General features: G+C 71.1%; 25 protein-coding genes. 16 read left to right on the forward strand and 9 right to left on the reverse strand.

Annotated elements, in window-relative coordinates; all coding sequences use genetic code 11:
• Window positions 1–109: 109 nt before the first annotated feature.
• A complete protein-coding gene (locus ACFY9S_RS13265; RefSeq protein ID WP_391126818.1) occupies window positions 110–1201 on the reverse strand; it encodes an amidohydrolase family protein in 1092 nt (363 codons plus the stop codon).
• A 110-nt stretch (window positions 1202–1311) separates the two neighbouring features.
• Here ACFY9S_RS13265 and ACFY9S_RS13270 point away from each other — a divergent pair, with 110 nt between their 5' ends.
• The 6 genes from ACFY9S_RS13270 to thpD all read left to right on the forward strand — a co-directional run bounded on the left by ACFY9S_RS13270 (window position 1312) and on the right by thpD (window position 6593).
• The gene (locus tag ACFY9S_RS13270; RefSeq protein ID WP_391126821.1) at window positions 1312–2433 is read left to right on the forward strand and encodes an aminotransferase class V-fold PLP-dependent enzyme; all 1122 of its coding nucleotides are present in this window, start codon (window positions 1312–1314) and stop codon (window positions 2431–2433) included.
• Between the two features lie 87 nt (window positions 2434–2520).
• Window positions 2521–3057 carry a DUF664 domain-containing protein gene (locus ACFY9S_RS13275; protein ID WP_391126824.1) on the forward strand — a complete coding sequence of 179 codons (537 nt, stop codon included), beginning with the start codon at window positions 2521–2523 and terminating at the stop codon, window positions 3055–3057.
• A gap of 339 nt (window positions 3058–3396) precedes the next feature.
• Window positions 3397–3903 (forward strand): diaminobutyrate acetyltransferase, encoded by a 507-nt coding sequence (gene ectA / locus ACFY9S_RS13280; RefSeq protein WP_391126827.1) that lies wholly within the window; start codon window positions 3397–3399, stop codon window positions 3901–3903.
• Between the two features lie 59 nt (window positions 3904–3962).
• Complete coding sequence (gene ectB / locus ACFY9S_RS13285; RefSeq protein ID WP_391126831.1) at window positions 3963–5234, forward strand: diaminobutyrate--2-oxoglutarate transaminase; 1272 nt, start codon at window positions 3963–3965, stop codon at window positions 5232–5234.
• Window positions 5235–5278: 44 nt separating this feature from the next.
• The gene (locus tag ACFY9S_RS13290; RefSeq protein WP_033310882.1) at window positions 5279–5677 is read left to right on the forward strand and encodes an ectoine synthase; all 399 of its coding nucleotides are present in this window, start codon (window positions 5279–5281) and stop codon (window positions 5675–5677) included.
• Between the two features lie 7 nt (window positions 5678–5684).
• The gene (gene thpD, locus ACFY9S_RS13295) at window positions 5685–6593 is read left to right on the forward strand and encodes an ectoine hydroxylase (protein ID WP_391126834.1); all 909 of its coding nucleotides are present in this window, start codon (window positions 5685–5687) and stop codon (window positions 6591–6593) included.
• A gap of 85 nt (window positions 6594–6678) precedes the next feature.
• On the opposite strand, the gene ACFY9S_RS13300 is transcribed toward thpD, so the two are convergent.
• The 4 genes from ACFY9S_RS13300 to ACFY9S_RS13315 form a co-directional block, all read right to left on the reverse strand.
• Window positions 6679–7731, reverse strand: a complete 1053-nt coding sequence (locus tag ACFY9S_RS13300; RefSeq protein ID WP_391126837.1) for an aminotransferase class V-fold PLP-dependent enzyme — start codon at window positions 7729–7731, stop codon at window positions 6679–6681.
• 96 nt (window positions 7732–7827) lie between these two features.
• The gene (locus tag ACFY9S_RS13305; protein WP_391126840.1) at window positions 7828–8544 is read right to left on the reverse strand and encodes a DsbA family protein; all 717 of its coding nucleotides are present in this window, start codon (window positions 8542–8544) and stop codon (window positions 7828–7830) included.
• 126 nt (window positions 8545–8670) lie between these two features.
• Window positions 8671–9279 carry a DUF1349 domain-containing protein gene (locus ACFY9S_RS13310; protein WP_391126843.1) on the reverse strand — a complete coding sequence of 203 codons (609 nt, stop codon included), beginning with the start codon at window positions 9277–9279 and terminating at the stop codon, window positions 8671–8673.
• Window positions 9280–9378: 99 nt separating this feature from the next.
• Window positions 9379–10908: an aldehyde dehydrogenase family protein gene (locus ACFY9S_RS13315; RefSeq protein WP_391126846.1), complete on the reverse strand. Its 1530-nt coding sequence runs from the start codon at window positions 10906–10908 to the stop codon at window positions 9379–9381.
• A 132-nt stretch (window positions 10909–11040) separates the two neighbouring features.
• Here ACFY9S_RS13315 and ACFY9S_RS13320 point away from each other — a divergent pair, with 132 nt between their 5' ends.
• From ACFY9S_RS13320 to ACFY9S_RS13345, 6 genes are all read left to right on the forward strand, one after another.
• Window positions 11041–11814, forward strand: coding sequence for an IclR family transcriptional regulator (locus ACFY9S_RS13320; protein ID WP_031109054.1), 774 nt, complete (start codon window positions 11041–11043; stop codon window positions 11812–11814).
• Between the two features lie 3 nt (window positions 11815–11817).
• The gene (locus ACFY9S_RS13325; protein WP_391126848.1) at window positions 11818–12291 is read left to right on the forward strand and encodes a GNAT family N-acetyltransferase; all 474 of its coding nucleotides are present in this window, start codon (window positions 11818–11820) and stop codon (window positions 12289–12291) included.
• A gap of 88 nt (window positions 12292–12379) precedes the next feature.
• The gene (locus ACFY9S_RS13330; RefSeq protein WP_391126851.1) at window positions 12380–13381 is read left to right on the forward strand and encodes a hypothetical protein; all 1002 of its coding nucleotides are present in this window, start codon (window positions 12380–12382) and stop codon (window positions 13379–13381) included.
• Complete coding sequence (locus tag ACFY9S_RS13335) at window positions 13378–14631, forward strand: histidine kinase (protein WP_391126854.1); 1254 nt, start codon at window positions 13378–13380, stop codon at window positions 14629–14631. Before ACFY9S_RS13330 ends, ACFY9S_RS13335 begins: the two co-directional genes overlap by 4 nt.
• Window positions 14632–14654: 23 nt before the next feature.
• Complete coding sequence (locus tag ACFY9S_RS13340; protein ID WP_391126857.1) at window positions 14655–15317, forward strand: response regulator; 663 nt, start codon at window positions 14655–14657, stop codon at window positions 15315–15317.
• A gap of 76 nt (window positions 15318–15393) precedes the next feature.
• Window positions 15394–16851: a penicillin-binding transpeptidase domain-containing protein gene (locus ACFY9S_RS13345; RefSeq protein ID WP_391126860.1), complete on the forward strand. Its 1458-nt coding sequence runs from the start codon at window positions 15394–15396 to the stop codon at window positions 16849–16851.
• A gap of 93 nt (window positions 16852–16944) precedes the next feature.
• On the opposite strand, the gene ACFY9S_RS13350 is transcribed toward ACFY9S_RS13345, so the two are convergent.
• Complete coding sequence (locus ACFY9S_RS13350; RefSeq protein WP_391126863.1) at window positions 16945–18402, reverse strand: solute carrier family 23 protein; 1458 nt, start codon at window positions 18400–18402, stop codon at window positions 16945–16947.
• Window positions 18403–18671: 269 nt separating this feature from the next.
• Between ACFY9S_RS13350 and ACFY9S_RS13355 the strand changes: the two genes are divergently transcribed.
• From ACFY9S_RS13355 to ACFY9S_RS13365, 3 genes are all read left to right on the forward strand, one after another.
• Window positions 18672–19271 (forward strand): SigE family RNA polymerase sigma factor, encoded by a 600-nt coding sequence (locus ACFY9S_RS13355; protein ID WP_391126866.1) that lies wholly within the window; start codon window positions 18672–18674, stop codon window positions 19269–19271.
• Window positions 19268–20113: a hypothetical protein gene (locus ACFY9S_RS13360; protein ID WP_391126869.1), complete on the forward strand. Its 846-nt coding sequence runs from the start codon at window positions 19268–19270 to the stop codon at window positions 20111–20113. Before ACFY9S_RS13355 ends, ACFY9S_RS13360 begins: the two co-directional genes overlap by 4 nt.
• 84 nt (window positions 20114–20197) lie before the next feature.
• Window positions 20198–21031, forward strand: a complete 834-nt coding sequence (locus ACFY9S_RS13365; protein WP_391126872.1) for a pectate lyase — start codon at window positions 20198–20200, stop codon at window positions 21029–21031.
• A gap of 210 nt (window positions 21032–21241) precedes the next feature.
• Here ACFY9S_RS13365 and ACFY9S_RS13370 read toward each other — a convergent pair whose 3' ends face one another.
• Window positions 21242–22396 carry a right-handed parallel beta-helix repeat-containing protein gene (locus ACFY9S_RS13370; protein WP_391126875.1) on the reverse strand — a complete coding sequence of 385 codons (1155 nt, stop codon included), beginning with the start codon at window positions 22394–22396 and terminating at the stop codon, window positions 21242–21244.
• A gap of 246 nt (window positions 22397–22642) precedes the next feature.
• On the opposite strand from ACFY9S_RS13370, the gene ACFY9S_RS13375 reads away from it, so the two are divergent.
• Window positions 22643–24859, forward strand: a complete 2217-nt coding sequence (locus ACFY9S_RS13375; protein ID WP_391126878.1) for a family 43 glycosylhydrolase — start codon at window positions 22643–22645, stop codon at window positions 24857–24859.
• A 3-nt stretch (window positions 24860–24862) separates the two neighbouring features.
• On the opposite strand, the gene ACFY9S_RS13380 is transcribed toward ACFY9S_RS13375, so the two are convergent.
• Window positions 24863–26020 carry a dienelactone hydrolase family protein gene (locus ACFY9S_RS13380; RefSeq protein WP_391126881.1) on the reverse strand — a complete coding sequence of 386 codons (1158 nt, stop codon included), beginning with the start codon at window positions 26018–26020 and terminating at the stop codon, window positions 24863–24865.
• Complete coding sequence (locus tag ACFY9S_RS13385) at window positions 26007–26381, reverse strand: hypothetical protein (RefSeq protein ID WP_391126884.1); 375 nt, start codon at window positions 26379–26381, stop codon at window positions 26007–26009. Before ACFY9S_RS13385 ends, ACFY9S_RS13380 begins: the two co-directional genes overlap by 14 nt.

Raw genomic sequence — 26381 nt, forward strand, 5'->3', positions numbered from 1 at the left:
CCTGGCGGGACCGGGGATCCATTCGAATCCCCCCCTGGCGCAGGCGTTCCCCGCCGTCGCCCCACGGCGAATCCCCCCGGCGCAGGCGTTCCCAGCCCTCACCCCACGGCTACCCGACCACGCGCCCGTTCAGTACCACCCGCCGCGGCGACGCCAGCACCCGTACGTCCGCCCGCGGGTCCTCGTCGTAGACGACGAGGTCCGCCGGGGCGCCCTCGTCCAGGCCTGGGCGGCCGAGCCAGGAGCGGGCCGTCCAGGTGCCCGCTGCGAGGGCCTCGACGGGCGGGATGCCGGCGGTGACGAGTTCGCCGACCTCGGCCGCGGCCAGGCCGTGCGCGAGACTGCCGCCGGCGTCGGTGCCGACGAAGACGGGGATCCCGGCGTCGTAGGCGTCCCGCACGGTGTCGTAGCGGCGTTCGTGGAGCCTGCGCATATGGGCCGACCAGCGGGGGAACTTGCTCTCGCCGCCGTCCGCGAGCTGCGGGAACGTCGCGATGTTGACCAGGGTCGGGACGATGGCCACGCCGCGTTCGGCGAACAGCGGGATGAGGTCCCCGGTCAGGCCCGTCGCGTGTTCGATGCAGTCGATGCCCGCCTCGACGAGGTCCTTCAGGGAGTCCTCCGCGAAGCAGTGCGCCGTCACCCGCGCGCCCAGGCGGTGGGCCTCGGCGATCGCCGCCTCGACGGCCTCCCGGGGCCAGCAGGCCGACAGGTCGCCGAGGTCACGGTCGATCCAGTCGCCGACCAGCTTGACCCAGCCGTCGCCGCGCCGGGCCTCCTGGGCGACGTAGGCGACCAGGTCCTCCGGCTCGATCTCCCAGGCGTAGTTGCGGATGTAGCGGCGGGTGCGGGCGATGTGCCGCCCCGCGCGGATGATCTTCGGCAGGTCCTCGCGGTCGTCGATCCAGCGGGTGTCGGAGGGCGAGCCGGCGTCGCGGATGAGGAGGGTGCCCGCGTCCCGGTCGGTCAGGGCCTGCTTCTCCGCGACGTCCTCGGGGACCGGTCCGTGCCGGTCGAGTCCGACGTGGCAGTGCGCGTCGACGAGGCCGGGCAGGGCCCAGCCGACGACCGTGCGGACATCGCGGGCGCCGGCGGGGCGGTCGTAGGAGATGCGGCCGTCGACCATCCACAGCTCGTCCCGGACGTCCTCGGGCCCGACGAGCACCCGCCCCTTCACGTGCAGCACCGTGCGATCGCTCATGCACCGCACCTTAGTGAGCCGCCCGCCCGGCCTCGAAGGGGGCCGGTGCCCGGGGGACGCGCAGCGCGGGGGCGCGAGGGCCGCCGGTTACCCTCGATGCGATCGAACCTGTGAGTGAAGAGAGCACTGCCGTGACGCATCCGTTTCTGGACCTGGCCCCGCTCGGCGCGGACCGCTTCGCCGCGATCGAGGACCGTGTGGCGCGGCTGCTGAGCACCGAGCAGGACGTCGTGATCATGCAGGGCGAGGCGCTGCTGCCGCTGGAGGGCGCGATCCGCGCCGCGGCCGGTCCGGGCACGACGGCGCTGAACGTCATCACGGGGCCGTACGGGCAGACCTTCGGCGACTGGCTGCGGGACTGCGGTGCCACGGTGATCGACCTGGCGGTACCCTTCCACACCGCGGTCACGGCCGGGGAGATCCGGCAGGCCTTCGACGAGCACCCGCAGATCGACTTCGTGTCGCTGGTGCACGCGGAGGCGGCGACCGGCAACACCAACCCGGTCGCGGAGATCGGTGAGGTCGTGCGGGCCCACGGGGCCCTGTTCTACCTGGACGCCGTGGCGTCGATCGGGGCCGAGCCGGTGCTGCCGGACGCGTGGGGCGTGGACCTGTGCGTGATCGGCGCGCAGAAGGCGATGGGCGGTCCTGCCGGGGTTTCGGCGGTGTCGGTGAGCGAACGGGCCTGGGCCCGGATGGCCGCCAATCCGAAGGCTCCGCGCCGGTCGTACCTGTCGCTGCTCGACTGGAAGGAGCGGTGGATCGACGGCGGCCGCAGGGCGCTGCTGCACGCGCCCGCACAGCTGGAGATGCTGGCGCTTCAGGCGTGCGTGGAGCGGATCGAGACGGTTGGGCTGGAGGCCGTGATGGCCCGGCACGCGTCCGCCGCGGCGGCGACCCGGGCCGGTGCGGTCGCGCTCGGTGGCGGTCTGGAGCCGTACGTGTACGACGCCCGGGACGCGGCGCCCGTCGCCACGACCCTGCGGGCGCCGTCCGGGCTGGTGGCGTCGGAGCTGGTCCGGCGGGCGCTGGCGGCGGACCCGGCCGTGCCGCTGGCCGCGGGCGGAGGCGCGCTGGCCAAGGAGATGATCCGGGTCAACCACTACGGCGCGGAGGCGACGCCGGGGGCCGTGCGCGCGAGTCTGGCGGCGCTGGGGGCGGCACTGTCCGAGGCGGGTCTGCCGGTCGACGTGGAGGGCGCGCTGCGCGCCGCCGAGGAGGCGTGGCGGTAGTCCCCGGCCGAGAGGCTCCGCGGCACCGTTGACGCTCCTGTCGCTGATGCTCCTATCGCTGTCAGTGCCCCGTGTCATGCTCGCCGTATGACTGCCGACACACCCGCTGAAGCCCCGGCCCTCCCCGACGGCCGCCCCGTCCCGCACCTCACCGGCGACGAGCGCGCCATGCTCGAAGGCTGGCTGGACTTCCACCGGGCCACGCTGCAGCTGAAATGCTCCGGTCTGGACGACGCGCAGGTGCGGATCGCGGCGGCCGAGCCGTCGTCGCTGACCCTGCTCGGGCTGGTGCAGCACCTCGCGGAGGTCGAGCGGAACTGGTTCCAGCGGGTGGCCGGCGGGGTGGCCGCGCCGCCCGTTTTCGAGGACGCGACCGGCTACTCGCTCGATCCGGCGCGCGGGCTCGACGAGGCGCTCGGAATCTGGCGGCGGGAGATCGCGCGGGGGCGGGAGCTGTGCGCAGGGCTGCCGCTGGACCACATCGGGCGGGTCGCCGAGGGGCCGGTGCCCGGGATGGAGGTCAGCCTGCGGTGGGTGCTCATCCACATGATCGAGGAGTACGCGCGGCACAACGGTCACGCCGATCTCCTGCGGGAACGCATCGACGGAGTGACCGGGGCCTGAATTCCACGTGCTTTCCGCGATATCTCACATGTAAGCTGGCACACAATTGGCGAATTCTTCCAAGAACAGCTTCCCGTTTTCTTCTGCCCGCTTTTCCAGATCCTAAACGCGCAGATTCGAGGACACCCGGAGGGGAAATTCTGACGCCCCCCGTGAAGCCCGCACAGCTGTGACGCGTTACACACTGTGACCATTTTGTCCGGTAATTACCGGGCAATATCGGGCATTCTGCCGCCTCTGCGCAGGAACTCTCGCGCTCGCGCGATAACACAGACGGGGCTCATATGTAACCCCGATCGGCGATGCAATTTTGAATTTCGCTGGGTAAGTTCAATTCGCATGACTGCCGTACAAGCAGATCCGCAAATCGACCGCCCCACGGTGGCTGACGGAGCCGCACTCTGGCGGATGGCGAAGGACTCGAAGGTTCTGGACCTGAACTCGTCCTACAGCTATCTGCTGTGGTGCCGGGACTTCGCCGCCACCTCGGCCGTCGCCCGCGACGAGCAGGGCGAGCCGATGGGTTTCATCACCGGGTACGTGCGGCCGGACAGCCCGCGCACGCTGCTGGTCTGGCAGGTGGCGGTGGACGAGGCCCACCGCGGGCGCGGACTTGCCGCCGCGCTGCTCGACGGCCTCGTCGCGCGGACCGTGGCCGAGCGCGGGGTGACGACGGTGGAGACCACCATCACCCCGGGCAACACCGCCTCGGAGCGCCTGTTCACGTCGTTCGCCGAGCGCCACGGCGCCCGGCTGGAGCGCGAGGTGCTGTTCGACACGGGCCTCTTCCCCGACGGCCCGCACGACGCAGAGGTGCTGTACCGCATCGGCCCGCTGCCCCACTGAGACTTCCCGCCCCACCCCACTCCCGCAGACTTCCCCCACGTACCGAGGAGCGATTCGTCGTGACCATCACCCAGCCCGACCTGAGCGTCTTCGAGACCGTCGAGTCCGAGGTGCGCAGCTACTGCCGCGGCTGGCCCACCGTCTTCGACCGTGCGGTGGGCAGCCGCATGTACGACGAGGACGGCCATGAGTACCTCGACTTCTTCGCCGGAGCCGGGTCACTGAACTACGGGCACAACAACCCGGTCCTGAAACGCGCGCTGATCGACTACCTGGAGCGTGACGGCGTCACGCACGGGCTCGACATGTCGACCACCGCCAAGCGCACGTTCCTGGAGGCCTTCCAGAACCTGCTGCTGCGCCCGCGCGACCTGCCGTACAAGGTCATGTTCCCCGGCCCGACCGGCACCAACGCCGTGGAGGCCGCGCTGAAGCTGGCGCGGAAGGTCAAGGGGCGCGAGTCGATCGTGTCCTTCACCAACGCCTTCCACGGCATGTCGCTGGGCTCGCTGGCCGTGACCGGCAACGCCTTCAAGCGGGCGGGCGCCGGTATCCCGCTGGTGCACGGCACCCCGATGCCGTTCGACAACTACTTCGACGGCACCGTCGAGGACTTCCTGTGGTTCGAGCGGCTCCTGGAGGACCAGGGCTCCGGCCTCAACAAGCCGGCCGCCGTGATCGTCGAGACCGTGCAGGGCGAGGGCGGCATCAACGTGGCCCGGCCCGAGTGGCTGCGCGCCCTGTCGGAGCTGTGCGAGCGGCAGGACATGCTGCTGATCGTCGACGACATCCAGATGGGCTGCGGCCGTACCGGCGCGTTCTTCTCCTTCGAGGAGGCGGGCATCACGCCGGACATCGTCACCGTCTCCAAGTCGATCAGCGGCTACGGCATGCCCATGTCGCTGTGCCTGTTCAAGCCCGAGCTCGACGTCTGGGAGCCCGGCGAGCACAACGGCACCTTCCGCGGCAACAACCCCGCGTTCGTCACGGCCACCGCCACCCTGGAGACGTACTGGGCGGACGGTTCCGCCATGGAGAAGCAGACCCGCAAGCGCGGCGAGCAGGTCGAACAGGCCATGATCTCCATCACCGAGGAGAACCTGGCCGACGTCAAGGAGTACCGGGGCCGCGGCCTGGTGTGGGGCCTGGAGTTCCACGACAAGGAGCGCGCCAACAAGGTCGCCAAGCGCGCCTTCGAGCTCGGACTGCTCATCGAGACGTCCGGCCCGGAGAGCGAGGTCGTGAAGATGCTCCCCGCCCTCACCATCACGCCCGAGGAGCTGGACGAGGGCCTCAGCATGCTGGCCCGCGCCGTCCGAGAGACCGCCTGACACAGCACCGAGAGCACCACCCATCTAGGAGGCATCGCAGCACCGTGATTGTCCGTTCGTTCAAGGAGATCGAAGGTACCGACCGGCACGTGAAGGCCGCGTCCGGTACGTGGGAGAGCAAGCGCATCGTCCTCGCCAAGGAGAAAGTCGGTTTCTCCCTGCACGAGACGATCCTGTACGCGGGTACGGAGACGTCGATGTGGTACGCGAACCACATCGAGGCCGTCGTCTGCGTGGAGGGCGAGGCCGAGCTGACCGACCACGAGACCGGGCAGAAGCACACCATCACGCCCGGCACCATGTACCTCCTGGACGGGCACGAGAGGCACACGCTGCGGGTCAAGCAGGACTTCCGCTGCCTCTGCGTGTTCAACCCGCCCGTGACCGGACGGGAGGACCACGACGAGAACGGCGTCTACCCGCTGCTCACCGAGGAGGTGTGACGTTTCCATGACCGCCACTACCGACACCACCACCGGTATCCCGGACCTCTATCCCAGTCGCGGTGCCGCCGAGGCACTGACCCCGCGCCAGGACCCGGTCGTCTGGGGCGCACCCGACGCCCCGGGCCCGGTCGACCCGGCCGACCTGCTGTCCTTCGAGCGCGACGGCTTCCTGGCCATCGACGAGCTCATCACCGAGGACGAGGTCACCGTCTACCGGAACGAACTGAACCGGCTGGTGAACGACCCGGACATCCGTGCCGACGAGCGGTCGATCGTCGAGCCGCAGTCCAAGGAGATCCGCACGGTCTTCGAGGTGCACAAGATCAGTGAGGTGTTCGCCCGGCTGGTACGCGACGAGCGGGTCGTCGGACGGGCGCGGCAGATCCTCGGCTCGGACGTGTACGTCCACCAGTCGCGGATCAACGTCAAGCCGGGGTTCGGGGCCAGTGGTTTCTACTGGCACTCGGACTTCGAGACGTGGCACGCCGAGGACGGCCTGCCGCGCATGCGCACGGTGTCGGTCTCGATCGCGCTCACCGAGAACTACGACACCAACGGCGGGCTCATGATCATGCCGGGGTCGCACAAGACGTTCCTCGGGTGCGCGGGGGAAACCCCGAAGGACAACTACAAGAAGTCGCTGCAGATGCAGGACGCGGGCACGCCGTCCGACGAGGCGCTGACTCTGCTGGCCGCGCAGCACGGCATCAAGTTGTTCACGGGCAAGGCCGGTTCGGCGACGTGGTTCGACTGCAACGCCATGCACGGTTCCGGCGACAACATCACGCCGTTCCCGCGCAGCAACGTGTTCATCGTGTTCAACAGCGTGGAGAACACGGCGGTGGAACCGTTCGCGGCGCCGGTCCGGCGGCCGGAGTTCATTGGCGCGCGGGACTTCACGCCGGTGCGGTGACCGCCGGTCAGCGGTGAGACGACCGTGTGACAGAGCTGCCGGATGGGGCCTCCTCGTGTGGGACGGGAGGCCCCATCCGGTTCTGTCATGCCGCCAGGACCTCCAGCAGCCGGTCCACGTCCGCGGGCGTGTTGTAGAGGTGGAACGCGGCCCGCAGGTTCCCGGCCCGGTTCGAGACCTCGATGCCCACCCGGCTCAGGTCTCCCTGCCGGTGACCGAGCCCCGGCACCGACACGATCGCCGAACCCGGTGCGGGCACGGGCTCCTGGCCCAGCTCGGCGAGCCCGGTGCGGAAGCGGTCCGCGAGGCCGACGTCGTGGGCGTGCACGACGTCGATGCCGATCTCCTCCAGCAGCTCCAGTGAGGCGCGCAGACCGGCGTAGGTGAAGAGGGCGGGGCTGACGTCGAACCGCCGCGCGGAATGGGCGAGTTCCGCCACGGGGCCGTAGCAGCTGTCCCAGGGGACCTCACCGGCGACCCAGCCGGCGAGCAGCGGCGTGAGCCCTCCGAAGTCCTGCGGGGCGACGAAGAACGAGGCACCGTGCGGGCCCATGAGCCACTTGAATCCGACGGCGGCGAGGAAGTCGTCGGCGTCGGCGTCCATCGGCAGCCAGCCGGCCGACTGGGAGGCGTCGACGTAGGTGCGGGCGCCGTGCGCCCGGGCCGCCTCGCGCAGCGCGGGCAGGTCGGCGAGTCGGCCGTCGGCGGACTGGGCGGCGCTGACCGCGACGAGCGCGGTACCGGGGCGGACCGACTCGGCGAGCCGCTCCAGGGGCACGGCCCGCACCTTGAGGTCGCCGCGCACATGGAACGGGTTCACCAGCGAGGCGAAGTCGCCCTCCGCCGTGAGGACTTCGGCACCGGCGGGCAGTGAGGCCGCGATCAGCGCGCCGTACTCGGCGACCGAGGCCCCGGTCGCGACGCGCTCGGCCGGGACACCGGCCAGCCGGGCGAAGGACGTGCGGGCGGCCTCCACGTCCTCGTAGAGGGGGCCCAGGGGCGTGCCCTCGGCCCGCATCCGCACCGCCTGCTGCACGGCGCTGACGGTACGGGCGGGCAGCAGCCCGTTGCTCGCGGTGTTGAGGTAGGTGTGCTTCGGGGTGAACTCGGCACGGACGAGGTTCTCGAAGGTCTCCATGGGACCACTCTGCGTCCCCGGGATGTCCCCGTCCATCGCCGATTTCTGCGAGATGCCCCTAAGTACCGCTTATGAATGCGGTCCGACCTGGGCGTTTCAGTGCTGGGGCACGGCGCAGCCGTCCGGGCCGCAGGCGTCCGCGCCGTCGCCGCCGTCCACGATCTCCAGGGACGGGCGCTCGCCGTACGCCTGGGTCAGGGCCTGGGCGAAGACCTCGGCGGGCTGGGCCCCGGAGACGCCGTACGTGCGGTCGAGCACGAAGAACGGCACACCGCTCGCGCCGAGCTGCGCGGCCTCCCGCTCGTCGGCACGTACGTCGTCGGCGTACGCCTCCGCGTCGGCGAGAACCGCACGCACGGCCGCCGCCTCCAGCTCGGCGGCGACGGCGAGTTCCACGAGCCGCTCGTCGCCGTCGAAGAGGGAGCGCTCCTCGGCGAAGTTGGCCCGGTACAGCAGGTCGAGGAGCTGCTCCTGGCGGTTCTGCTCCTTGGCGAAGTGCAGCAGACGGTGCATGTCGAAGGTGCTGCCGTGGTCGCGGCCCCGGGTGCGGTAGTCGAGGCCCTCGGCGGCGGCCTGGGCGCCCAGGTTGTCCTCCCCGGCCTCGGCCTGCGCGGCACTCATCCCGTACTTCTTGGTGAGCATCGTGATCACGGGCTGGACGTCGCCCTTGGCGCGGCCCGGATCCAGCTCGAAGGAGCGGTGCACCACCTCGACCTCGTCGCGGTACGGGAAGTCCCGCAGCGCCTGCTCGAAGCGGGCCTTGCCCACGTAGCACCAGGGGCAGGCGATGTCGCTCCAGATCTCGACGCGCATGTCTCGGCTCTCTCCAGGTCGTACGGGTACGGAGACTCCCTCCGCCAGGTACATGAACGTTCAAACAGTGCGCTTCATTCCCCGGTCCCGCGCGAGACGCCCCGGGAGGCGGTTCCCGGCCGGGCCTCAGCCGCCGTCGCGCAGATCGTCCGGCCAGGCCGGCCTGAACTCGATGTGGTCGTACGTCACCACACAGCCCTCCCCCATCGGGGACTGGGTCATGAAGCCCACCAGGGCCGCGCCGGTCTCCTTCTCGTCGCCGAGGGTGAACAGGCGGACGAAGGTCCAGCGTTCGCCGTCGCGGGAGGCGTGGAAGGCGAAGGCGCGGCCGGTGCGGCTCACCCGCAGCCAGACGGAACTGCCGTCCACCGTGAAGGAGTTGGCGTCGTCGGAGTGACCCCGGGTCACTACCGTGCAGACGGTGGGGACGTCCGGGGAGTACTCCAGGCAGAGCTTGGCCCAGGCCCGCTCCCCCACGTGGACGTAGAGCACCCCGGCATCGAAGGCCGCGCCGAACCCGACGGTGACCTTGGCGATCAGCTGGAAGTCCCCTTCGGGCGCCCCGAGCAGCCGGGGCGCGTCGGAAGCGGGGTCCAGCCCCTCCCCGGTGGGCGGCACGAACCGGTCCTGCCGCGGCCCGGCCCATCCGGTGAGCACGCCGTCTTCGTACGACCAATGACCGTCGGGCCCATATGTACGCAAGCCGAAGGGAAGTTCAGGAAGTTCCAGATCCATTCGACCAAGTGTTTCAGGTCCCACCCTCAGGGGCGCGGGGAACTGCGCGATCAGCCACGACGAGCGTGCAGCCCGCAACCCACCCGCACCCCTACGGCGTCAACGCTCCAAACGCCCGTTGAACCGCCGCGGCAGCCCGAGCGGGTTCTCGTCCCGCAACTCGGCCGGCAGCAGCGCCTCGGGGGCGTTCTGGTAGGCCACAGGCCGCATCCACCGCTCGATCGCCGTCCCGCCCACCGACGTGGACGTCGACGTGGTGGCCGGGTACGGCCCGCCGTGGTGCTGGGCGGGGGCGACGGCGACACCCGTCGGCCAGCCGTTCACCAGCACCCGCCCGGCCAGCGGCGTCAGCTCCGCGAGGATCTCGGCGCCGCGACCCTCGCCCGCCGCCTCCTCCTCGGACAGCTGCACCGTCGCCGTGAGGTTGCCGGGCAGCCGCGACAGCACCGACTTCACCTCGGCCTCGTCCTCGTAGCGGGCCACCACGGTGACCGGCCCGAAGCACTCCTCCAGGAGCAGGTCGTGCTCGCCCTCCGCGGCCAGCCTGCTCGCCGGCACGGTGAGGAAGCCCGCGCTGACGGTGTGCTCGCCGCCCGCGCCCGGGGTGACCGGGGAGTCGACGTCGGGCAGCCCGGCCCGCTCGGCGACGCCGGCGACGAAGTTGTCGCGCATGCGGTGGTCGAGCAGGACCCCGGCGTCGGTGTCGCTGACGGCGTCGGTCAGGGACTTCAGCAGGGCGTCACCGGCGGCGCCGGCCGGCGCGAGGACGAGGCCCGGCTTCACACAGAACTGGCCGACGCCCAGCGTCATGGAACCGGCGAGACCGGCGCCGATCGCCTCGGCCCGCTCGGCGGCGGCGGCCTCGGTGACGACGACCGGGTTCAGGGAGCCCAGCTCGCCGTGGAAGGGGATCGGGACCGGGCGTGCGGCCGCCGCGTCGAAGAGCGCCCGGCCGCCGCGCACGGAACCGGTGAAGCCGGCCGCCGCGACGAGCGGGTGCTTGATCAGCTCGACGCCCGCCTCGAAGCCGTGGACCAGGCCCACGACGCCCTCGGGGATGTCGTGCCGGGCGGCGGCGCGGCGCAGCACCTTGGCGACGTACTCGGACAGGGCCGGGTGGTCGGGGTGGGACTTGACGACGACCGGGCAGCCGGCGGCGAGGGCGCTCGCGGTGTCGCCGCCCGCGACGGAGAAGGCGAAGGGGAAGTTCGACGCCGAGTAGACGGCGACGACGCCCAGCGCCACCTTGTAGCGGCGCAGGTCCGGGATCGGCGGGGTCGCGGTGTCGTCGGGGTGGTCGATGACGACGTCGAGGAAGGCGCCCTCGTCGACGATGTCCGCGAAGGCCCGCAGCTGGTAGCAGGTGCGGGCGAGCTCACCGGTCAGCCGGACCGGGCCGAGGGCGGTCTCGGCGTCGGCGGTCTCGACGAGGCCGTCCTTGGCCGCCTGAAGCTCCTCGGCGGCGCTGCGCAGGAAGGCCGCGCGGACCGCGCGGTCCGCGAGTGCGCCGCGCGCCTCGTGCGTGGCTCGGACGGCGGCGTCCACCTCCTGGGCTGTGGCCTCCACCGCAACCTGTTCACGCTGCTTCCCGGTTCGGGGGTCGACACTCCAGACTGGTGCTGCTGCCACCGCGGGTCCCTCCACACATGTATTGCCGCAGTACTGGGTCACTCACCAGAGACGTTCGATATACTGAACGCTGTCTCCGATGATGAATATGCTGTGGAGACTATTTCCCGTCCAACGAAGGGGTCAAGGGCGATGTCGGCTGGCGAGACGGGCGGCGGGGCGCAGGTCAAGTCCGCGGTGAGAACGGTTGAACTGCTCGAATACTTCGCCGGACGCCCCGGCATGCACTCCCTCGCGGCGGTCCAGGAGGCCGTCGGATATCCCAAGTCCAGCCTCTACATGCTGCTGCGCACCCTGGTCGAGCTGGGGTGGGTGGAGACGGACGCGACGGGCACGCGGTACGGCATCGGGGTGCGGGCCCTGCTGGTCGGCACCTCGTACATCGACGGTGACGAGGTCGTCGCGGCGGCCCGCCCGACGCTGGACCGGCTCTCGGACGACACCACCGAGACGATCCACCTCGCCCGCCTCGACGGCACGAACGTCGTCTACCTGGCCACCCGCCAGTCGCAGCACTACCTGCGCCCCTTCACCCGGGTCGGCCGCCGGCTGCCCGCGCACTCCACGTCCCTCGGCAAGGCGCTGCTGAGCACGTACTCGGACGAGCAGGTGCGCAAGATGCTCCCGGAGACGCTGCCCGCGCTGACCGAACACACCATCACCGACCGGGAGAAGCTCATCGAGGAGCTGCGCCAGGTGCGGGAGCAGGGCTTCGCCGTGGACCGCGAGGAGAACACGCTCGGGCTGCGCTGCTTCGGCGTGGCGATCCCCTACCGCACGCCGGCGCGGGACGCGATCAGCTGCTCGGTTCCGGTGGCCCGGCTGACCCCGGCGCACGAGCAACTGGTGAAGGACGCGCTCTTCGACGCCCGGGACCGGCTGACACTGGCCACCCGTAGGCTCTGAGGCATGAACGTCGAGCTGCGCCAGATCCACGACAGCGATCTGCCGGTCTTCTTCCGGCAGATGAACGACCCCGAGTCCCTGAGCATGGCGGCCTTCACCCCGCAGGACCCAACCGACCGGGCGGCCTTCGACACCCACTGGTCCAAGCTCCGCGTCTCGCCCGACGTCGTCGCCCGTACCGTCCTGGCCGACGGAGACGTCGTCGGCAGCGCGGCGGTGTACGGGGTGCCGGGCGAGCGCGAGGTGACGTACTGGATCGACCGCGCGTACTGGGGGAAGGGCATCGCCACCCGGGCCCTGCGGGCACTGCTCGCCGAGGTGCCCGAGCGCCCGCTGTACGCGCGGGCGGCGTCGGACAACGCGGGGTCGCTGCGCGTGCTGGAGAAGTGCGGGTTCCGTGTGGTGGCGGCTGCCCGGGGGTACGCCCCGGCCCGGGGTGCCGAGATCGACGAGACGGTGCTCCTCCTGGAGGCCTGAGCGGGCCCCAGCCCCTCCCCCGCCCGGCGGAGGCGGATCGTCGCCGGGCAGGAGGTGCCCGCGGCCCCAGCCGCGGGAGCCTGGTCGTATGACGCAGTCGATCGCTCCCCTCGCCGCTCCACGCCCCGCCGGCCCCGGCCGCACCCGGCGCATCCTGCGTGCCGTCGCCGTCGTCTCCTGTGTGCCGTACCTCGCCCTCAAAGCGGCCTGGATCGCCGGGAGTCGCGTCGGGATACCCGCCGACAGCTCGCTGCTCGACGACCGCCTCGCCATGGCCGTGATCAACGGTGCCTCGGTCCTCCTGGACAGCGGGGTGATCGTGCTGGCGCTGGTGCTGACCCGGCCGTGGGGGCTGCGGGTGCCCGCGTGGCTGCTCGCGTTCCCCGTGTGGGTCGCGACCGGGCTGCTCGCGCCGATCATGGCCGGGTTCCCGGCGCAGCTGGTGGTGAAGGCGTTCGGCGGCGGTGCCCCGTCCGCCGGCCGGGAGGCGTTCCTGGACGAGTGGGTGTTCGCCGTCGTGTACACGGGGTTCATCACGCAGGGGCTGGCTCTCGGCGGCCTCTTCGCGCTCTATGCCCGGGACCGCTGGGGGCACCTGTGGCGCGGGCGGGTGCGGGAGCTGCCCGCCGGTGCCGTCGGTCCGGCCCACCGGGCCCTCGCCGTGGCCGCCGCCGTGCTCGCCCTGCCGCCGCTCACGCTCCACGCCCTGTGGGCCTGCGGCGTCTCCGCCGGACTCCGCCAGGGGCAGGCCGCGGAGCGGGGCGGGGAGTTCTACGTCCTGGAGGCCCTGTACGTCGTGTTCCTCCTCGCGGCGGTCGCCGGCGCCGTGCTGCTGGCCTTCCGGCGCGGCCGGGCCCTGCCCGTGTCGGTGCCGCTCACTCTCGCCTGGGTCAGCTCGGGTGCCGTGGCCTGCTGGGGCGGATGGCTGTCGCTGGCCTCGCTCGGCGGCGTGGCTGCCATCGCCGACCGCCCTACGCCGCTGATGCATCTCGCCTACGCTGGCCAGATGCTCGTGGGCCTCCTCGTCGCCGCCATCGGCGCCTACCACTTCGCGGAGCGCTCGGCCGAGGCCGCGCGACGGGCGGCGTGAGCGCGTTCGCCCGGCTGCTGTTCGGCCGGCGGGCGCGCCTGCGGTGGATCCATCTGATCCTCGGCGGTGCGCTGGCCATGCCGTACGTCCTGGTCGGCTCGGTGGTCATCGGCCCGGCCACCGGATCCACGGACGTCTTCGGGTCCTTGCCCCTCCAGCTCGCCTCGTTCGGCGTGGGCCTGCCGCTCGCGGCCGTCACCTCGCTGTTCCCGCTGACCCGGCCGCTGGAGTCGGCCGCCGTGCGCTGGCTGTGCGGTGTGGAGGCGGACCGGCTCGCCCTCACACCGGCGCGGACGCGGGGCGAGAAGGGCCGTACGGCAGCCTGGTTCACGCTGCATCTCGGGTTCGGCGGGATCATCGCGGGGATGTCGCTGGCGCTGCCGCCGTTCGCCGCCATGCTGATCGTGCTGCCGGTCCTCGCGGAGCTGCGCGGCGACCGGCTCGGGCTGCCCGAGGTCCTCGACCACACCTGGGTCCTGGCACTCGCCCCGGTCGCGGGCGCGGCGTCACTCGTCGCCCTGGCAGGGTGCGCGGCCGGCTGCGGTGCGGTGCTGGCCCGCTGGGCGCCCCCGCTGCTCGGTCCCACGCCCCGGGAGCGGCTCGCCGCCGCCGAGGCCCGCGCCGCCGACCTGGCCGTACGCAACCGGCTGGCGCGTGAGTTGCACGACTCCGTCGGCCACGCCCTGAGCGCGGTCACCCTCCAGGCGAGCGCCGCCCGCCGGGTCCTCGACTCCGACCCGGAGTTCGTCCGTGAGGCCCTCGCCGCGATCGAGGACACCACCCGGCGCACCGTGGGCGAACTCGACGCCGTACTGGGCGTGTTGCGCGAGGGCGACGCCCCCGGCACGGCCCCGGCGCCGACCCTCGCCGCCGACCTCGACGGCCTGCTGCGGCGGACCCGGGCGGGCGGTCAGCGGGTGAGCGCCACCGTGGACGCCGACGCGGAGGCGCTGCCCCCGCTGCTGTCCCGCGAGGCCTACCGCATCGTGCAGGAGGGACTGAGCAACGCCCTCAAGCACGCCGGGGAGCGGGCCGCCGTGGAGCTGCGGATCGCGGTGACGGGCGGCGATCTGGAGATCACCCTGGAGAATCCGGTGGACGGCCCCGCGCCCTCCCGCGCCGGCGGCGGCCACGGCCTGCGCGGCATCGCGGACCGGGCCAGGCTGCTGGGCGGGACCGCGACGGCCGGACCGACCGCCACGCGGACCTGGCGGCTGCACGTGACGCTGCCGATGACAGGACCCCTGTGACAGGACCCCATGAGAGGACCCGCATGACCCGCCCGGCCCCGATCCGTGTCGTCCTCGCCGACGACGAGCGCATGGTGCGCACCGCGCTGCGCGCCATCCTGTCCGCCGAGCCGGACCTGGAGGTGGTGGGCGAGGCGGCCACGGGTGCCGAGGCGGTGTCGGTGGTACGGGAGGTGCGGCCCGACGTCGTCCTCATGGACGTCCGGATGCCGGAGACCGACGGGATCCGCGCCACCGAGCAGATCCTCGCCACGCTGGACGAGCCGCCGCGGATCGTCGTCGTGACGACGTTCGAGAACGACTCCTACGTGTACGACGCGCTGCGCGCCGGAGCGGCCGGGTTCCTGCTGAAGCGGGCGGACGCGGACGCGCTGGTGCAGGCGGTCCGGCTGGTGGCGCGCAGCGACAGCCTGCTGTTCCCGGCGGCGGTCCGCACGCTCGCGACCGAGCACGCCCGCGCGAACCCGGCGCCGCCCGCGTGGGTGGGGAAGCTCACCGGCCGTGAGCGGGAGGTGTTGCGGCACATGGCGCAGGGGCTGACCAACGCGGAGATCGCCCGCCGGATGGAGGTCGGCGCGGCCACGGTGAAGTCGCACGTCGCGGCGGTGCTGGCCAAGACCGGCACCCGGGACCGCACGCAGGCGGTGATCGCGGCGTACGAGGCCGGCTTTCTGAACGGCGGATGAGAAAACCGGCCCGCCACATGAGAAACCGGGACGGACGGGAACGTTCCGCCCGGTGTGGCTCGTCCTCCTGTTCGGAATGAACAAGACGATCAGGCGCGCTTCGGTCTTCGCGCTGCTCCTGGTGTTCGCTCTGCTGGTCAGGGCGACCTGGGTGCAGTTCTACGAGGGCCAGGCGCTGGCAGACGACAAGGACAACCGGCGGAACGCGATTCTGACGTACTCGGCGCCGCTCGGGAACATCATCGTGGGCGGCCGGTCGGTCACCGGCTCGGCGCCCACGAAGACGGGCGACCTGAAGTACAAGCGGACGTACACGGACGGCCCGCTGTACGCGGCGGTGACGGGTTACGCGTCGCAGGCGTACGCCCCGACTCAGCTGGAGGGCATCTACACCGATCTGCTCAACGGCACGGACAGCCGGCTGAAGTCCGTGCTGGACACGCTCACCAACCAGCGGGCAGAGCCGGGCAACGTGGTCACGACCATCGACCCGGACGTGCAGAAGGCGGCCTACGAGGCGCTCGGCGACAAGAAGGGCGGTGCCGTCGCCATCGATCCGAAGACCGGGAAGATCCTCGCGGTGGTGTCGACGCCGTCGTACGACCCTTCGTCGCTGACCGATGCCAACACGGCGGGGGCGGCCTGGCAGAAGCTCACGACGGACCCGGAGAAGCCGCTGGTCAACCGTGCGCTGCGGCAGCCGCTGCCGCCCGGTTCAACGTTCAAGCTGGTCGTGGCGGCGGCCGCGCTGGAGGACGGGCTGTACTCGTCTGTGGACGAGCGGACGGACAGCCCCGACCCGTACACGCTGCCGGGCACCACACGGCAGCTGACGAACGAGAACCCGAACGCCCCCTGCACGAACGCCACGATCCGCACGGCGCTGGAGTACTCGTGCAACAACGTCTTCGCGAAGATGGCCGTGAAGCTCGGCCAGGACAAGGTGAAGGCGATGGCCGAGAGGTTCGGCTTCAACGACGACGAGCTGGATGTGCCGGTCCGGGCCTACACGAGCGTGTACCCGTCGGACATGTACCCGTCGCAGACGGCCCTGACGGGCATCGGCCAGTTCGACGTCACCGCCACACCGCTGCAGATGGCCATGGTGTCGGCGGCCATAGCCAACGGCGGCAAGCTCGTGTCGCCGCACATGGTCTCGCAGATCACCGGCAGCGGCGGTGACGTGCTGCGGGACTACGACGACGAGGCGGGCACCAAGGAGATCGTCAGCTCCTCGACCGCCGAGCAGCTGCAGTCGGCGATGGAGACGGTCGTGAGCAAGGGCACGGGCACGAACGCCCAGGTGCCGGGCGCGACCGTGGGCGGCAAGACGGGTACGGCCCAGCACGGCGAGAACAACAGCCAGGTGCCGTACGCCTGGTTCACCTCGTACGGCAAGTCCGACTCGTCGGGCAAGGAGGTCGCCGTGGCGGTCATGGTCGAGCAGTCGGACGCGGCCCGTTCGGAGGTCAGCGGCAACGGCCTGGCGGCGCCGGTCGCCAGGGCCATGATGCAAGCGGCGCTCAAGGACTGAACCTCCGCTGCCGATAAGCCGTCTGTAGAGACGAGACGGGCCGCCCCCCTCCCCCCGGGGGCGGCCCGTCCTCGTGTCAGCGCGCGCCCGGCGTCACTTCGCTCCGAGGAGCTGCTCGATCGGGTCGATCGCGAAGTACACGAGGAACAGCGCCGAGGTCCCCCAGAGCAGCCAGTGGACCTCCTTGGCCTTGCCCAGGACGGTCTTGATGACGACGTAGGCGAGGAAGCCGGCCCCGATGCCGTTGGTGATGGAGTAGGTGAAGGGCATCACGGCGATGGTCAGGAACGCGGGGATGGCGATGTCGTAGCGGTCCCAGTCGATGTGCCTGACCTGGGTCATCATCAGGAAGCCGACGGCGACCAGGGCGGGGGCGGCCGCCTGGAGCGGGACGATGGTGAGCAACGGGGTCAGGAACAGCGCGAGGCCGAACAGGCCGCCGGTGACGAGGTTGGAGAAGCCGGTGCGCGAGCCCTCGCCGACACCGGCGGCGGACTCGATGTAGGAGGTCGCCGAGGAGGCGGAGGCCGCACCGCCGGCGACCGCGGCGGCACCGTCGATGAGCAGCACCCGGCCGAGGTTCGGGACCTTGCCGTCCTCGTCGAGCAGCCCGGCCTCGGCGCTGATGCCGACGACCGTGCCCATGGTGTCGAAGAAGTCGGACAGGATCAGAGTGAAGATCAGCAGGACGACGGTGATGACGCCGACGCCGGGGGCGCTGAACGCGCCGAACAGGTCGAAGTCGCCGAGGAGTCCGAAGTCGGGGGCGTCGACGAGCCGGTCCGGCCACGAGGGTGTGGTCAGACCCCAGGACTTGATGTCGGCCAGGGAGTTGATCACGATCGCCAGCGCGGTCATGGTGACGATGCTGATCAGGATGGCGCCCTTGACCTTGCGGGCGAGGAGTCCGATCGTCAGCAGGACGCCGAGGCAGAAGACGAGCATCGGCCAGCCGGCGAGGGTGCCGGTGCCGCCGAGCTGGACGGGCACGGTGGTGTTCGCGGCGTCCGGGATGCGGCTGACGAACCCGGCGTCGACGAATCCGATGAAGGCGATGAACAGGCCGATGCCGACGCTGATCGCCTGCTTGAGCGGCTGGGGTATCGCGTGCATGACGGCCTCGCGCAGCCCGGTCACCACCAGCACGCAGATCAGCAGGCCTTCGAGGACGATCAGGCCCATCGCGTCGTCCCAGCTCATCAGCGGGGCGATCTGGAAGGCGACCACGGCGTTCAGGCCGAGTCCGGCGGCCAGCGCGAGGGGCAGGTTGCCGCCCACACCCATGATGATCGTCATGACGGCGGCCACCAGGGCGGTGGCGGTGGTGAGTTGGACGGCGTCCAACTGGTGCCCGAACTTGTCCTTCGCGCTGCCCAGGATGATGGGATTCAGGACAAGGATGTAGGCCATCGTGAAGAACGTGGCGAAGCCGCCGCGGATCTCCCGGCCGAAGGTGGAGCCCCGCTCGGAGATCTTGAAGAACCGGTCGACGCTGTTCACCGCTGGTGGTGCGGCGTCGGGCCGGTCGGCCACCTTCTGCGATTCGGACATGACGGGTGCTCCTCGGTGCCTGGGTGATCGGTGTGCGGATGCTGGCTGGATTGTCCCCGCGTTGAACCACATTCAGGTTTTCTTCGTGTTACGGAATCAGAGTCCGGCCTGCCATACGCCGTTCGAAGCTCCGTACGAACCATCCTGAGAACGCTGCTACGCTTCCCGATCTCGTCCGGACCTCCCCCGGATGATCACATGTCATCTACATGACACATATGGGCACCCCGGCCCGGAGTGCCCGAAGCCGCTGCGAGGAGAGGTCGCCCGTGGGCACAGTCGTCGACGACGCCGCCTCCGTGGAGTTCCACGCCTTCTTCGAGCGCCACTACGCCGAACTGTCGCGTCTCGCCTACCTGCTGACGGGTGAGACGGACACCGCCGACGACCTGGCGGCGGACGCGTTGCTGGCGCTGTGGCACCGCTGGGACCGGGTGCGCGCGGCCGACCATCCGGCGGCGTACGCGCGCGGCGTGGTCGCCAACCTGGCCCGTACCCGCATCCGCAGTGCGGTGCGCGAGCGGCGGCGCATCGCCCTGTTCTGGTCGCAGCGCGAGGAGAACACCGAGAACCCGGACATCGCGGGCGTGGTCGACGTACAGGAGGCGTTGCGCAGGCTGCCGTTCCGCAAGCGGGCCTGTGTGGTGCTGCGGCACGCGTTCGACCTGTCGGAGAAGGACACCGCGCTGGCGCTCGGGGTGTCGGTGGGTACGGTGAAGAGCCAGACCTCGAAGGGGATGGCCGAACTCCAGCGGTTGCTGGGGACGCGGGGTGTGCCGCAGCGGATGCACGCGGCGCTGGGCGCTCCGCGCTGCTCGCCCGCCGTGGAAGGCGTGCGCACCGGCGAGGGCGGAGGGAGGGACCGATGAGCATGCGGCGTGACGTGCACGAGGAGGTGCGCGCCCGGCTGCACGAGGAGGCCGGGGCACACGAGCCCGACCGGGAGCGCATGCTGGCCCGGGTCGAGCGCGGCATGGTCGGTCCGGCCGTTTCCGGCCACCGGGCGACGCGTCCGCCGGTGTTCGGGTGGATGCGGGTGGCCGGTGCCACGGCCGCGGTGGCGGGTGTGCTGGCGGTGGGCGGTTACGCCGTCGCGTCCGCGGTGAGGGAGGAGACCGCCCCGCCGCCGCAGGACGTGGCGACGTCACCCAGGCCCACGCCCTCGCCGGAGGCGACGAGCCGGGCCCCCGCGCCGCCGGTGGATCCCACGCCGTCCGCCCCGCCGGAGCGCCGCGAGTCCACTCCGCCGCCCTCGCGGACACCGAGCACCTCCGTCACCGGGCGGCCGCCCGCCGCCACGGAGGACGGGCCGCTGTGGTCGGACGGCTCGGTCGACCCGCACAGCAACGACTTCTGGGCGCAGAGCAACATCACGATCAAGACGCGCGAGGAACTGACCGCGCTGACCGTGCGGTTGAGCGTCGCCCAGACCGGCGGGGTCTCCGACGCGGGCGCCTGGCGGTCGCTGCCCGAGCAGGACTTCACGCTCACGGTCGGCGAGCGGGACGGCTTCCTTCTCTACACCTGGACGCTGAAGGAGGGCCGCACGGTCCCGGCGGGCGAGTGGGTGTTCGCGGGCCAGTTCGACCACGAGCGCGGCGGCCGTGACGCCGGCGCCGACCGGTACACGGTGACGGCCGCCGCCGGTGCGGAGCGGCTGTCCGTGGGCGGCGGTTTCGCGGCCGTGGACGACACCGACGACGACTCGTGAAAAATTCTTGAAGGCACGGCAACCCTTCCCTCACCGGTGGCGACCACCAGGCGCAAGAGTCACCACCCATTGAGGAATCGGTACATGACTGCACCAGCAGAACAGCGCGTCCGCCATCGCCGCCGGGTCACCGGGCGGCGGGCCATGATCGCCGCATTATCGGCGTTCGGCATCACGGGAGCGGCGATCGTCACCACGTCGATGCTGTCGACGGCGGGCGCCGCGTCCTCCTGGCCCACGGACAAGGGCAAGACGCCCGTGTCGAAGACCATCCCGGTCTCCGGTGTCCGCGACGGCGGGATGAAGATGTTCTACGGCACCGGCGCGCTCGGCGGCGACAGCCAGGACGAGGGCCAGGACCCCATCTTCGAGCTGGCCGACGGCGCGGTTCTCAAGAACGTCATTATCGGCACCCCGGCCGCCGACGGCGTGCACTGCAAGGGCAGCTGCACGCTCCAGAACGTGTGGTGGACGGACGTCGGCGAGGACGCGGCCAGCTTCAAGGGCAAGTCGTCGTCGGCCGTGTACAAGGTGATCGGCGGCGGCGCGAAGAACGCCGACGACAAGGTGCTCCAGTTCAACGGCGCCGGCACGCTGAACGTGTCGGGCTTCCAGGTGCAGAACGCCGGGAAGCTGGTGCGCTCCTGCGGCAACTGCAAGACCCAGCACAAGCGCACGATCGTGCTCAACGACATCGACGTGACGGCGCCCATGAACTCGATCGTCGGCGTGAACGCCAACTACGGCGACACGGCGACGCTGTCGAAGATCCGCATCCACGGCGACAGCAAGAAGAAGATCAAGACGTGTGTGCGCTTCGAGGGCAACAACACGGGCAAGGAGCCCAAGGAGCTGAAGCCGCCGGGCCCGGACGGCAAGAGCTGCAAGTTCAAGGCCTCCGACATCAGCTACCAGTAGGCGCTGCCCCCCTGTGACTCCGGCCGGCCCTCGTCCCCCCTTGGGCCGGCCGGAACGCCGGGTGTCCGGCCCCCCAGCCGGACGTCCCGGCACCTCGGCCCTCCGGAGCCCCCCTCCGGACGGCCGGACGGCACCGGCCGAGCCCCCCTCGGCCGGTCGGCAGGACGCCCCCGTCGCTTCGCACCGACGGGGGCGTCGCCTTGCGGGCTCTCAGTCCATCGCCGAGCCGACGGTCGCGGAGCCGGTCGTCAGGAACGCCGTCCTGGGCAGGGATCCGTCCGCCCGGCGGGCTCCGTACGCGCCGGCCGCGTCCGTCGAACGGAAGGACGGGGTGGCGGTGCCGCTGTCCCAGGTGTTGCCGACGGAGACCGCCGAGGGGCCGAGTTTCGCCGCTCCGCCCTTGTCGCCGACGGCGAGGTTCCCGCCGAGGCGGGCCGTGCCGGAGGCGAAGGAGAAGCCGTTCCCGGCGTTGGCGTACGCGGTGTTGCGGTTCAGGGCGACGGCGCCGGTGCTGGAGTTCGCGGTGAAGCCGTGCCGCGTGTTGGCCCAGGCCGCGTTGCCGGTGACGGAGTGGGCGGCGGACGCGCCCCCGCCGCCCAGCTCGAAGCCGTTGCCGTTGCCCTTGAAGTCCGTGTCCTTCCAGCGGTTCTCGCCGTTGCCGAAGGCCCAGGAGTGCTCGATGGTCACCTTCGAGGAGAACTGCCACAGACCGATGCCGTCGTCGGAGTTGTGGTAGAGCCGTGCCCCGGTGATCCTGTTCCCGGTCCCGGAACCGAACTTGACCGCGATGCCGTCGGCGTTCCGGCCGTGGCCGGCCGGGTCGTAGTTGCCGTGGCTGTCCAGGTTCTGCACGAGGTTGCCGGTGGTGCCGTCGCCGCGCAGGGTGAAGCCGGAGTCGCCGTTGTCCGCGGTGACCAGGTTTCTGAAGATTCCGCCGGCCGAGGACGTCGCGACGAATCCCTGGGCCGGGGAGTTGACGAAGGCCAGGTCCTGGACGGTCCAGTGGTCACCGGCGATCCCGGCCAGCCAGGAGCCTGCGGGCAGTGCGGACCCGTCGATCCGCACCTTCTCCCCGCCGTACGCCCGCAGGGTGATGCGCGCGGAAGGGGTGCCGTTCGCGCTGGACTCCAGGGTGGCGGACGGGTGGTAGGTGCCGCCGCGGACCTGGATCACGGTGCCTGCGGTGGCGTTCCGCACGGCCTCTTCGAGCTGGGCCGCGGTGGAGACGGTGACCGTCGTCGAGGCGGCCCGTGCGCCGCCGGTCGTCAGCCCGAGGTAGACGCCGCCGGCCCCGGCGGCACAGGCCACGGCCGCGGCGATGGAGAGCGTACGGGTGCTGCGATGGCGTCCGGCGCTCGGCGGCACGGAGCGTTCCTTTCCTGGGGGACCGGGGACGGAAACGGGTCACCGGGGCCCGCTCCGGCCCGTTTCCCGTCCACCAGTCGCCGCCGCGCCGGAAAGGGTTGCCGCGTCATGTGCCCGCAGCCCCCGCCGTTTCGAAAGTTTCGGAGCCGACGGCCGCACGCTCACCCGTTGACGCCCTGCGTCCCTCCGGTGAAACTCCGAGGGCCGCTATCCAACAGAATCCCCCACACTCCGACAGGAAGTGTCATGCGCCCCCGCATCGCCCGCACGCTCCTGCTTCCGTTCCTGGCCCTGACCGGCCTCCTCCTGACCCTCCTCACGGCACCGCCCAGCACCGCAGACCCCGGAGCCCCACCCGTGAAGAACAGCAAGTACGCCGGCTATCTCTTCGCCTACTTCACGGGCGAGGGCACCGCCGACGGCGAGCAGATCCGTTACGCCCTCAGCCGGGGCAACGACGCGCTGCACTGGCGAGAACTGAACGCCGGCAAGCCGGTCCTGACGTCGACGATCGGCGAGAAGGGCCTGCGCGACCCGTTCGTGATCCGCTCCCCCAAGGGCGACAAGTTCTTCCTGATCGCCACCGACCTGCGGATGTACCAGAACTCCAGCGGCAGCTGGGACCAGGTGCAGCGGCACGGCAGCAAGTCGATCATGGTCTGGGAGTCCACCGACCTGGTCAACTGGACCGACCAGCGCCTGGTGAAGGTCTCCCCGGACAACGCGGGCAACACCTGGGCCCCGGAGGCCTACTGGGACGACGAGCTCGGTGAGTACGTCGTCTTCTGGGCGTCGAAGCTGTACGCCGACGACGACCCGGAGCACAAGGGCAGCACGTACAACAAGATGATGTACGCGACGACCAAGGACTTCCGGACCTTCAGCGAGCCGAAGATCTGGAACGACCCCGGTTACTCGGTGATCGACTCCACGGTCGTGAAGTACAAGGACGAGTACTACCGCTACACCAAGGACGAGCGGGACCCCAGCTCGTCCAGCCCCTGCTCGAAGTTCATCACCGGTGAGAAGTCGACGTCCCTGACCTCGACGAAGTACGAGTTCGTGGCCGACTGCATCGGCAAGGGCGCGATGGACCGCGGTGAGGGCCCGACGGTGTTCAAGTCGAACACCGAGAAGAAGTGGTACCTGTTCAGCGACGAGTACGGCGGCCGCGGCTACATCCCGTTCGAGACCACCGACCTCGCCTCGGGCAAGTGGACCCCGTCCGCCGACTACCAGCTCCCGGCGAGCCCCCGGCACGGCACGGTCCTGCCGGTGACACAGAAGGAGTACGACCGCCTGCTGACCGCGTACCCGGCCACGCCCGCCTCGGTGGTGGACGCGACGGCGAAGCACCAGAAGGGCTACTCCATCGTCACGGACAGCGCCTCGAAGGTCGTGCTGCCGATGGAACCGAACGCCGATCTGCGCGGCCTCGCCCCGAAGCTGTGGGTCGGTGAGGGCGCCGCGCTCAGCCCGAAGTCCGGCACCCGGCGCGACTTCCGCAAGCCGCAGAAGTACACGGTCACGGCGGCCGACGGCACCAAGCGCACCTGGACGGTCGAGGCGGTCCGTACCCGCAGCCCGCTCCTGCCCGGCCTCAACGCCGACCCGGACGTGCGGTACATGAACGGCAGATACTGGATCTACCCGACGACGGACGGCTTCCCGGGCTGGAGCGGCACCAAGTTCAAGGCGTACTCGTCGAAGGACCTGGTCAACTGGAAGGACCACGGCGTCATCCTCGACCTCGGGCCGGATGTGACCTGGGCCGACAAGAACGCCTGGGCGCCCGCGATCGCCGAGCGCGACGGCAAGTACTACTTCTACTTCTGCGCCGAGCAGCAGGTCGGCGTGGCGGTGGCGGACTCCCCCGCCGGCCCCTTCAAGGACGCGCTCGGCAAGCCGCTGGTCGCCAAGGGCGGAGCGTTCAAGGGCCAGATGATCGACCCGTCGGTCTTCACGGACGACGACGGTCAGTCGTACCTGTACTGGGGCAACGGGCACGGGTACGTCGTCCCGCTGAACGACGACATGGTGTCGTTCGACGCGTCGAAGGTGAAGGACATCACCCCGGACAACTTCCGCGAGGGCGCCTTCGTGATCAAGCGGAAGGGCACGTACTACTTCATGTGGTCGGAGGACGACACCCGCAGCGAGAACTACCACGTGGCGTACGCGACGGGCCCGTCCCCGCTCGGCCCGTGGACCAAGCGCGGGACCATCCTCGAGAAGCGGCCCGAGTACGGCATCCTCGGCACCGGTCACCACTCGGTGGTGAACACCCCGGGCACCGACGACTGGTACATGGTCTACCACCGCTTCGCCCTCAACGGCCCCGGCAGGCCCGGCGGCGACGGCACGCACCGGGAGACCACCATCGACCGCATGGAGTTCGCGGCCGACGGCGGCATCAAGCCGGTGGTGCCGACCCTGGAGGGCATCAAGCCGGTACGGCGATGAGCCTCACAGGACGTCGTCGAGCCAGCTGAAGACCTCGTCCTGCATCTCGCGGGTGAAGACGTGGCCGAGCTCCGGCCACGTCTTCGTCCGTATCCGCTCCTCGGCGTGCCGTGACCGCCAGACGGCACGCAGCTTGTCGTACGCGACCCGTACGCCCTCGGCCGGGAACAGCGTGTCGAGCCCGCCGTTGAGGAACAGCATCGGCCGGGGCGCGGCGATGCTCGCGACGTCGGGGATGTCGAGGTGCCGGGCGAGACCCGGGTGGAGCATGTAGTACGCCGACTGCCCGCGCAGCGTGTTGTTGCCGGGCACCATCATCTCCTTCAGACCGGTCATCCAGCACACGCTCGCGGCGGCCGCGATGTGGTCGCTGAGGGCGGCGGTCTGCCAGGCGCGGTAGGCGCCCATGGAGAAGCCGACGGCCGCGACCCGCCGGGCGTCCACCCGGTCGAGTGTGGCCAGGAAGGCGGCGGCCCGCTGGTCCTCCCGGGCCATGAGCCCGGCGAGCGAGGAGCCGAGGTTGTAGAAGTTGGCGGCGAGGGCCTGCTGCTGCTCGTAGGTGAGCGGGCCGCGGTCGCCCCAGCCGAGCGCGTCCAGGCACAGCACGACATAGCCGCGCCGGGCGAGTTCGTCGCCGACGAACCGGCCGCTGAAGTGCTTGCCGGCCCACGCCTGTGCGGAGGCGAGACGCGTGTCGTCGTACCAGGGCCGGACGAATTTCTCCTTGCCGATGTCGAACCGGGCGCCGTGGTCGTGCAGGAGCAGCACGGCGGGGAAGGGCCCGTGGCCGTGCGGGGTGAGCAGGGCGCCGCGGACCCGTTCGTAGCGGGTGAGGGAGACGGTCACCAGCTCGCGGGTGTAATCCCGCGTCCGGGAACGGCCGGTGAACTCCGGTGCGTACGGCGTCCCGTCCTGCCGCTCGACGAGCAGGTGCTCCTCGACCGTGGCCCGGGCGGCGCGCCGCCAGGCACGGAAGTCCCGGGCCGGGGACCGGCCCCAGGCCAGCGGGAAGGTCAGGGCGTCCTTCAGCGCCGGGTGGAAGTCGGGCAGCGGGCCGTCCACGACCGCCGCCTCCACCCCGCTCACCGCTCCCCCGCCCAGCAGCGCGGTCCCCGCCCCGACCACGAACGTCCGTCGCCCCAGCGCGTCACGGGCGTCCATGCGGCCTCCCGGATCCGGCGTGCCGCAGTACGCACCGCTCGATGGCCGCCGCGGAGGTCAGGACGCGGGGGTCGTACACGTCGGCGAGGTCCCAGCCGACATCGTTCCCGAGGCCGAGTCGGTCCGTCACGGCGTTCAGCCGGGCGGGCCGGCCATTGTACCAGGACCCCTTGCGTTCGGCGCGAGTGTCCACGGTCCAGGTCCGGCCGCCCGCCCCGCCGGTGGCGCCGGAGCCGGTCGAGGCCCGGCCGACGGGGAAGCGGCCGACCGCGGCGACCGGTGGAGCCGTCGGCCGGAGCGGACCCACCTCGACGAGGAGGATGGCGGCGGCACCGGCGCGCAATGGAGCGTGTCGGCGCAT

Source organism: Streptomyces sp. NPDC012474 (assembly GCF_042955185.1).
Classification (GTDB): domain Bacteria; phylum Actinomycetota; class Actinomycetes; order Streptomycetales; family Streptomycetaceae; genus Streptomyces; species Streptomyces cahuitamycinicus.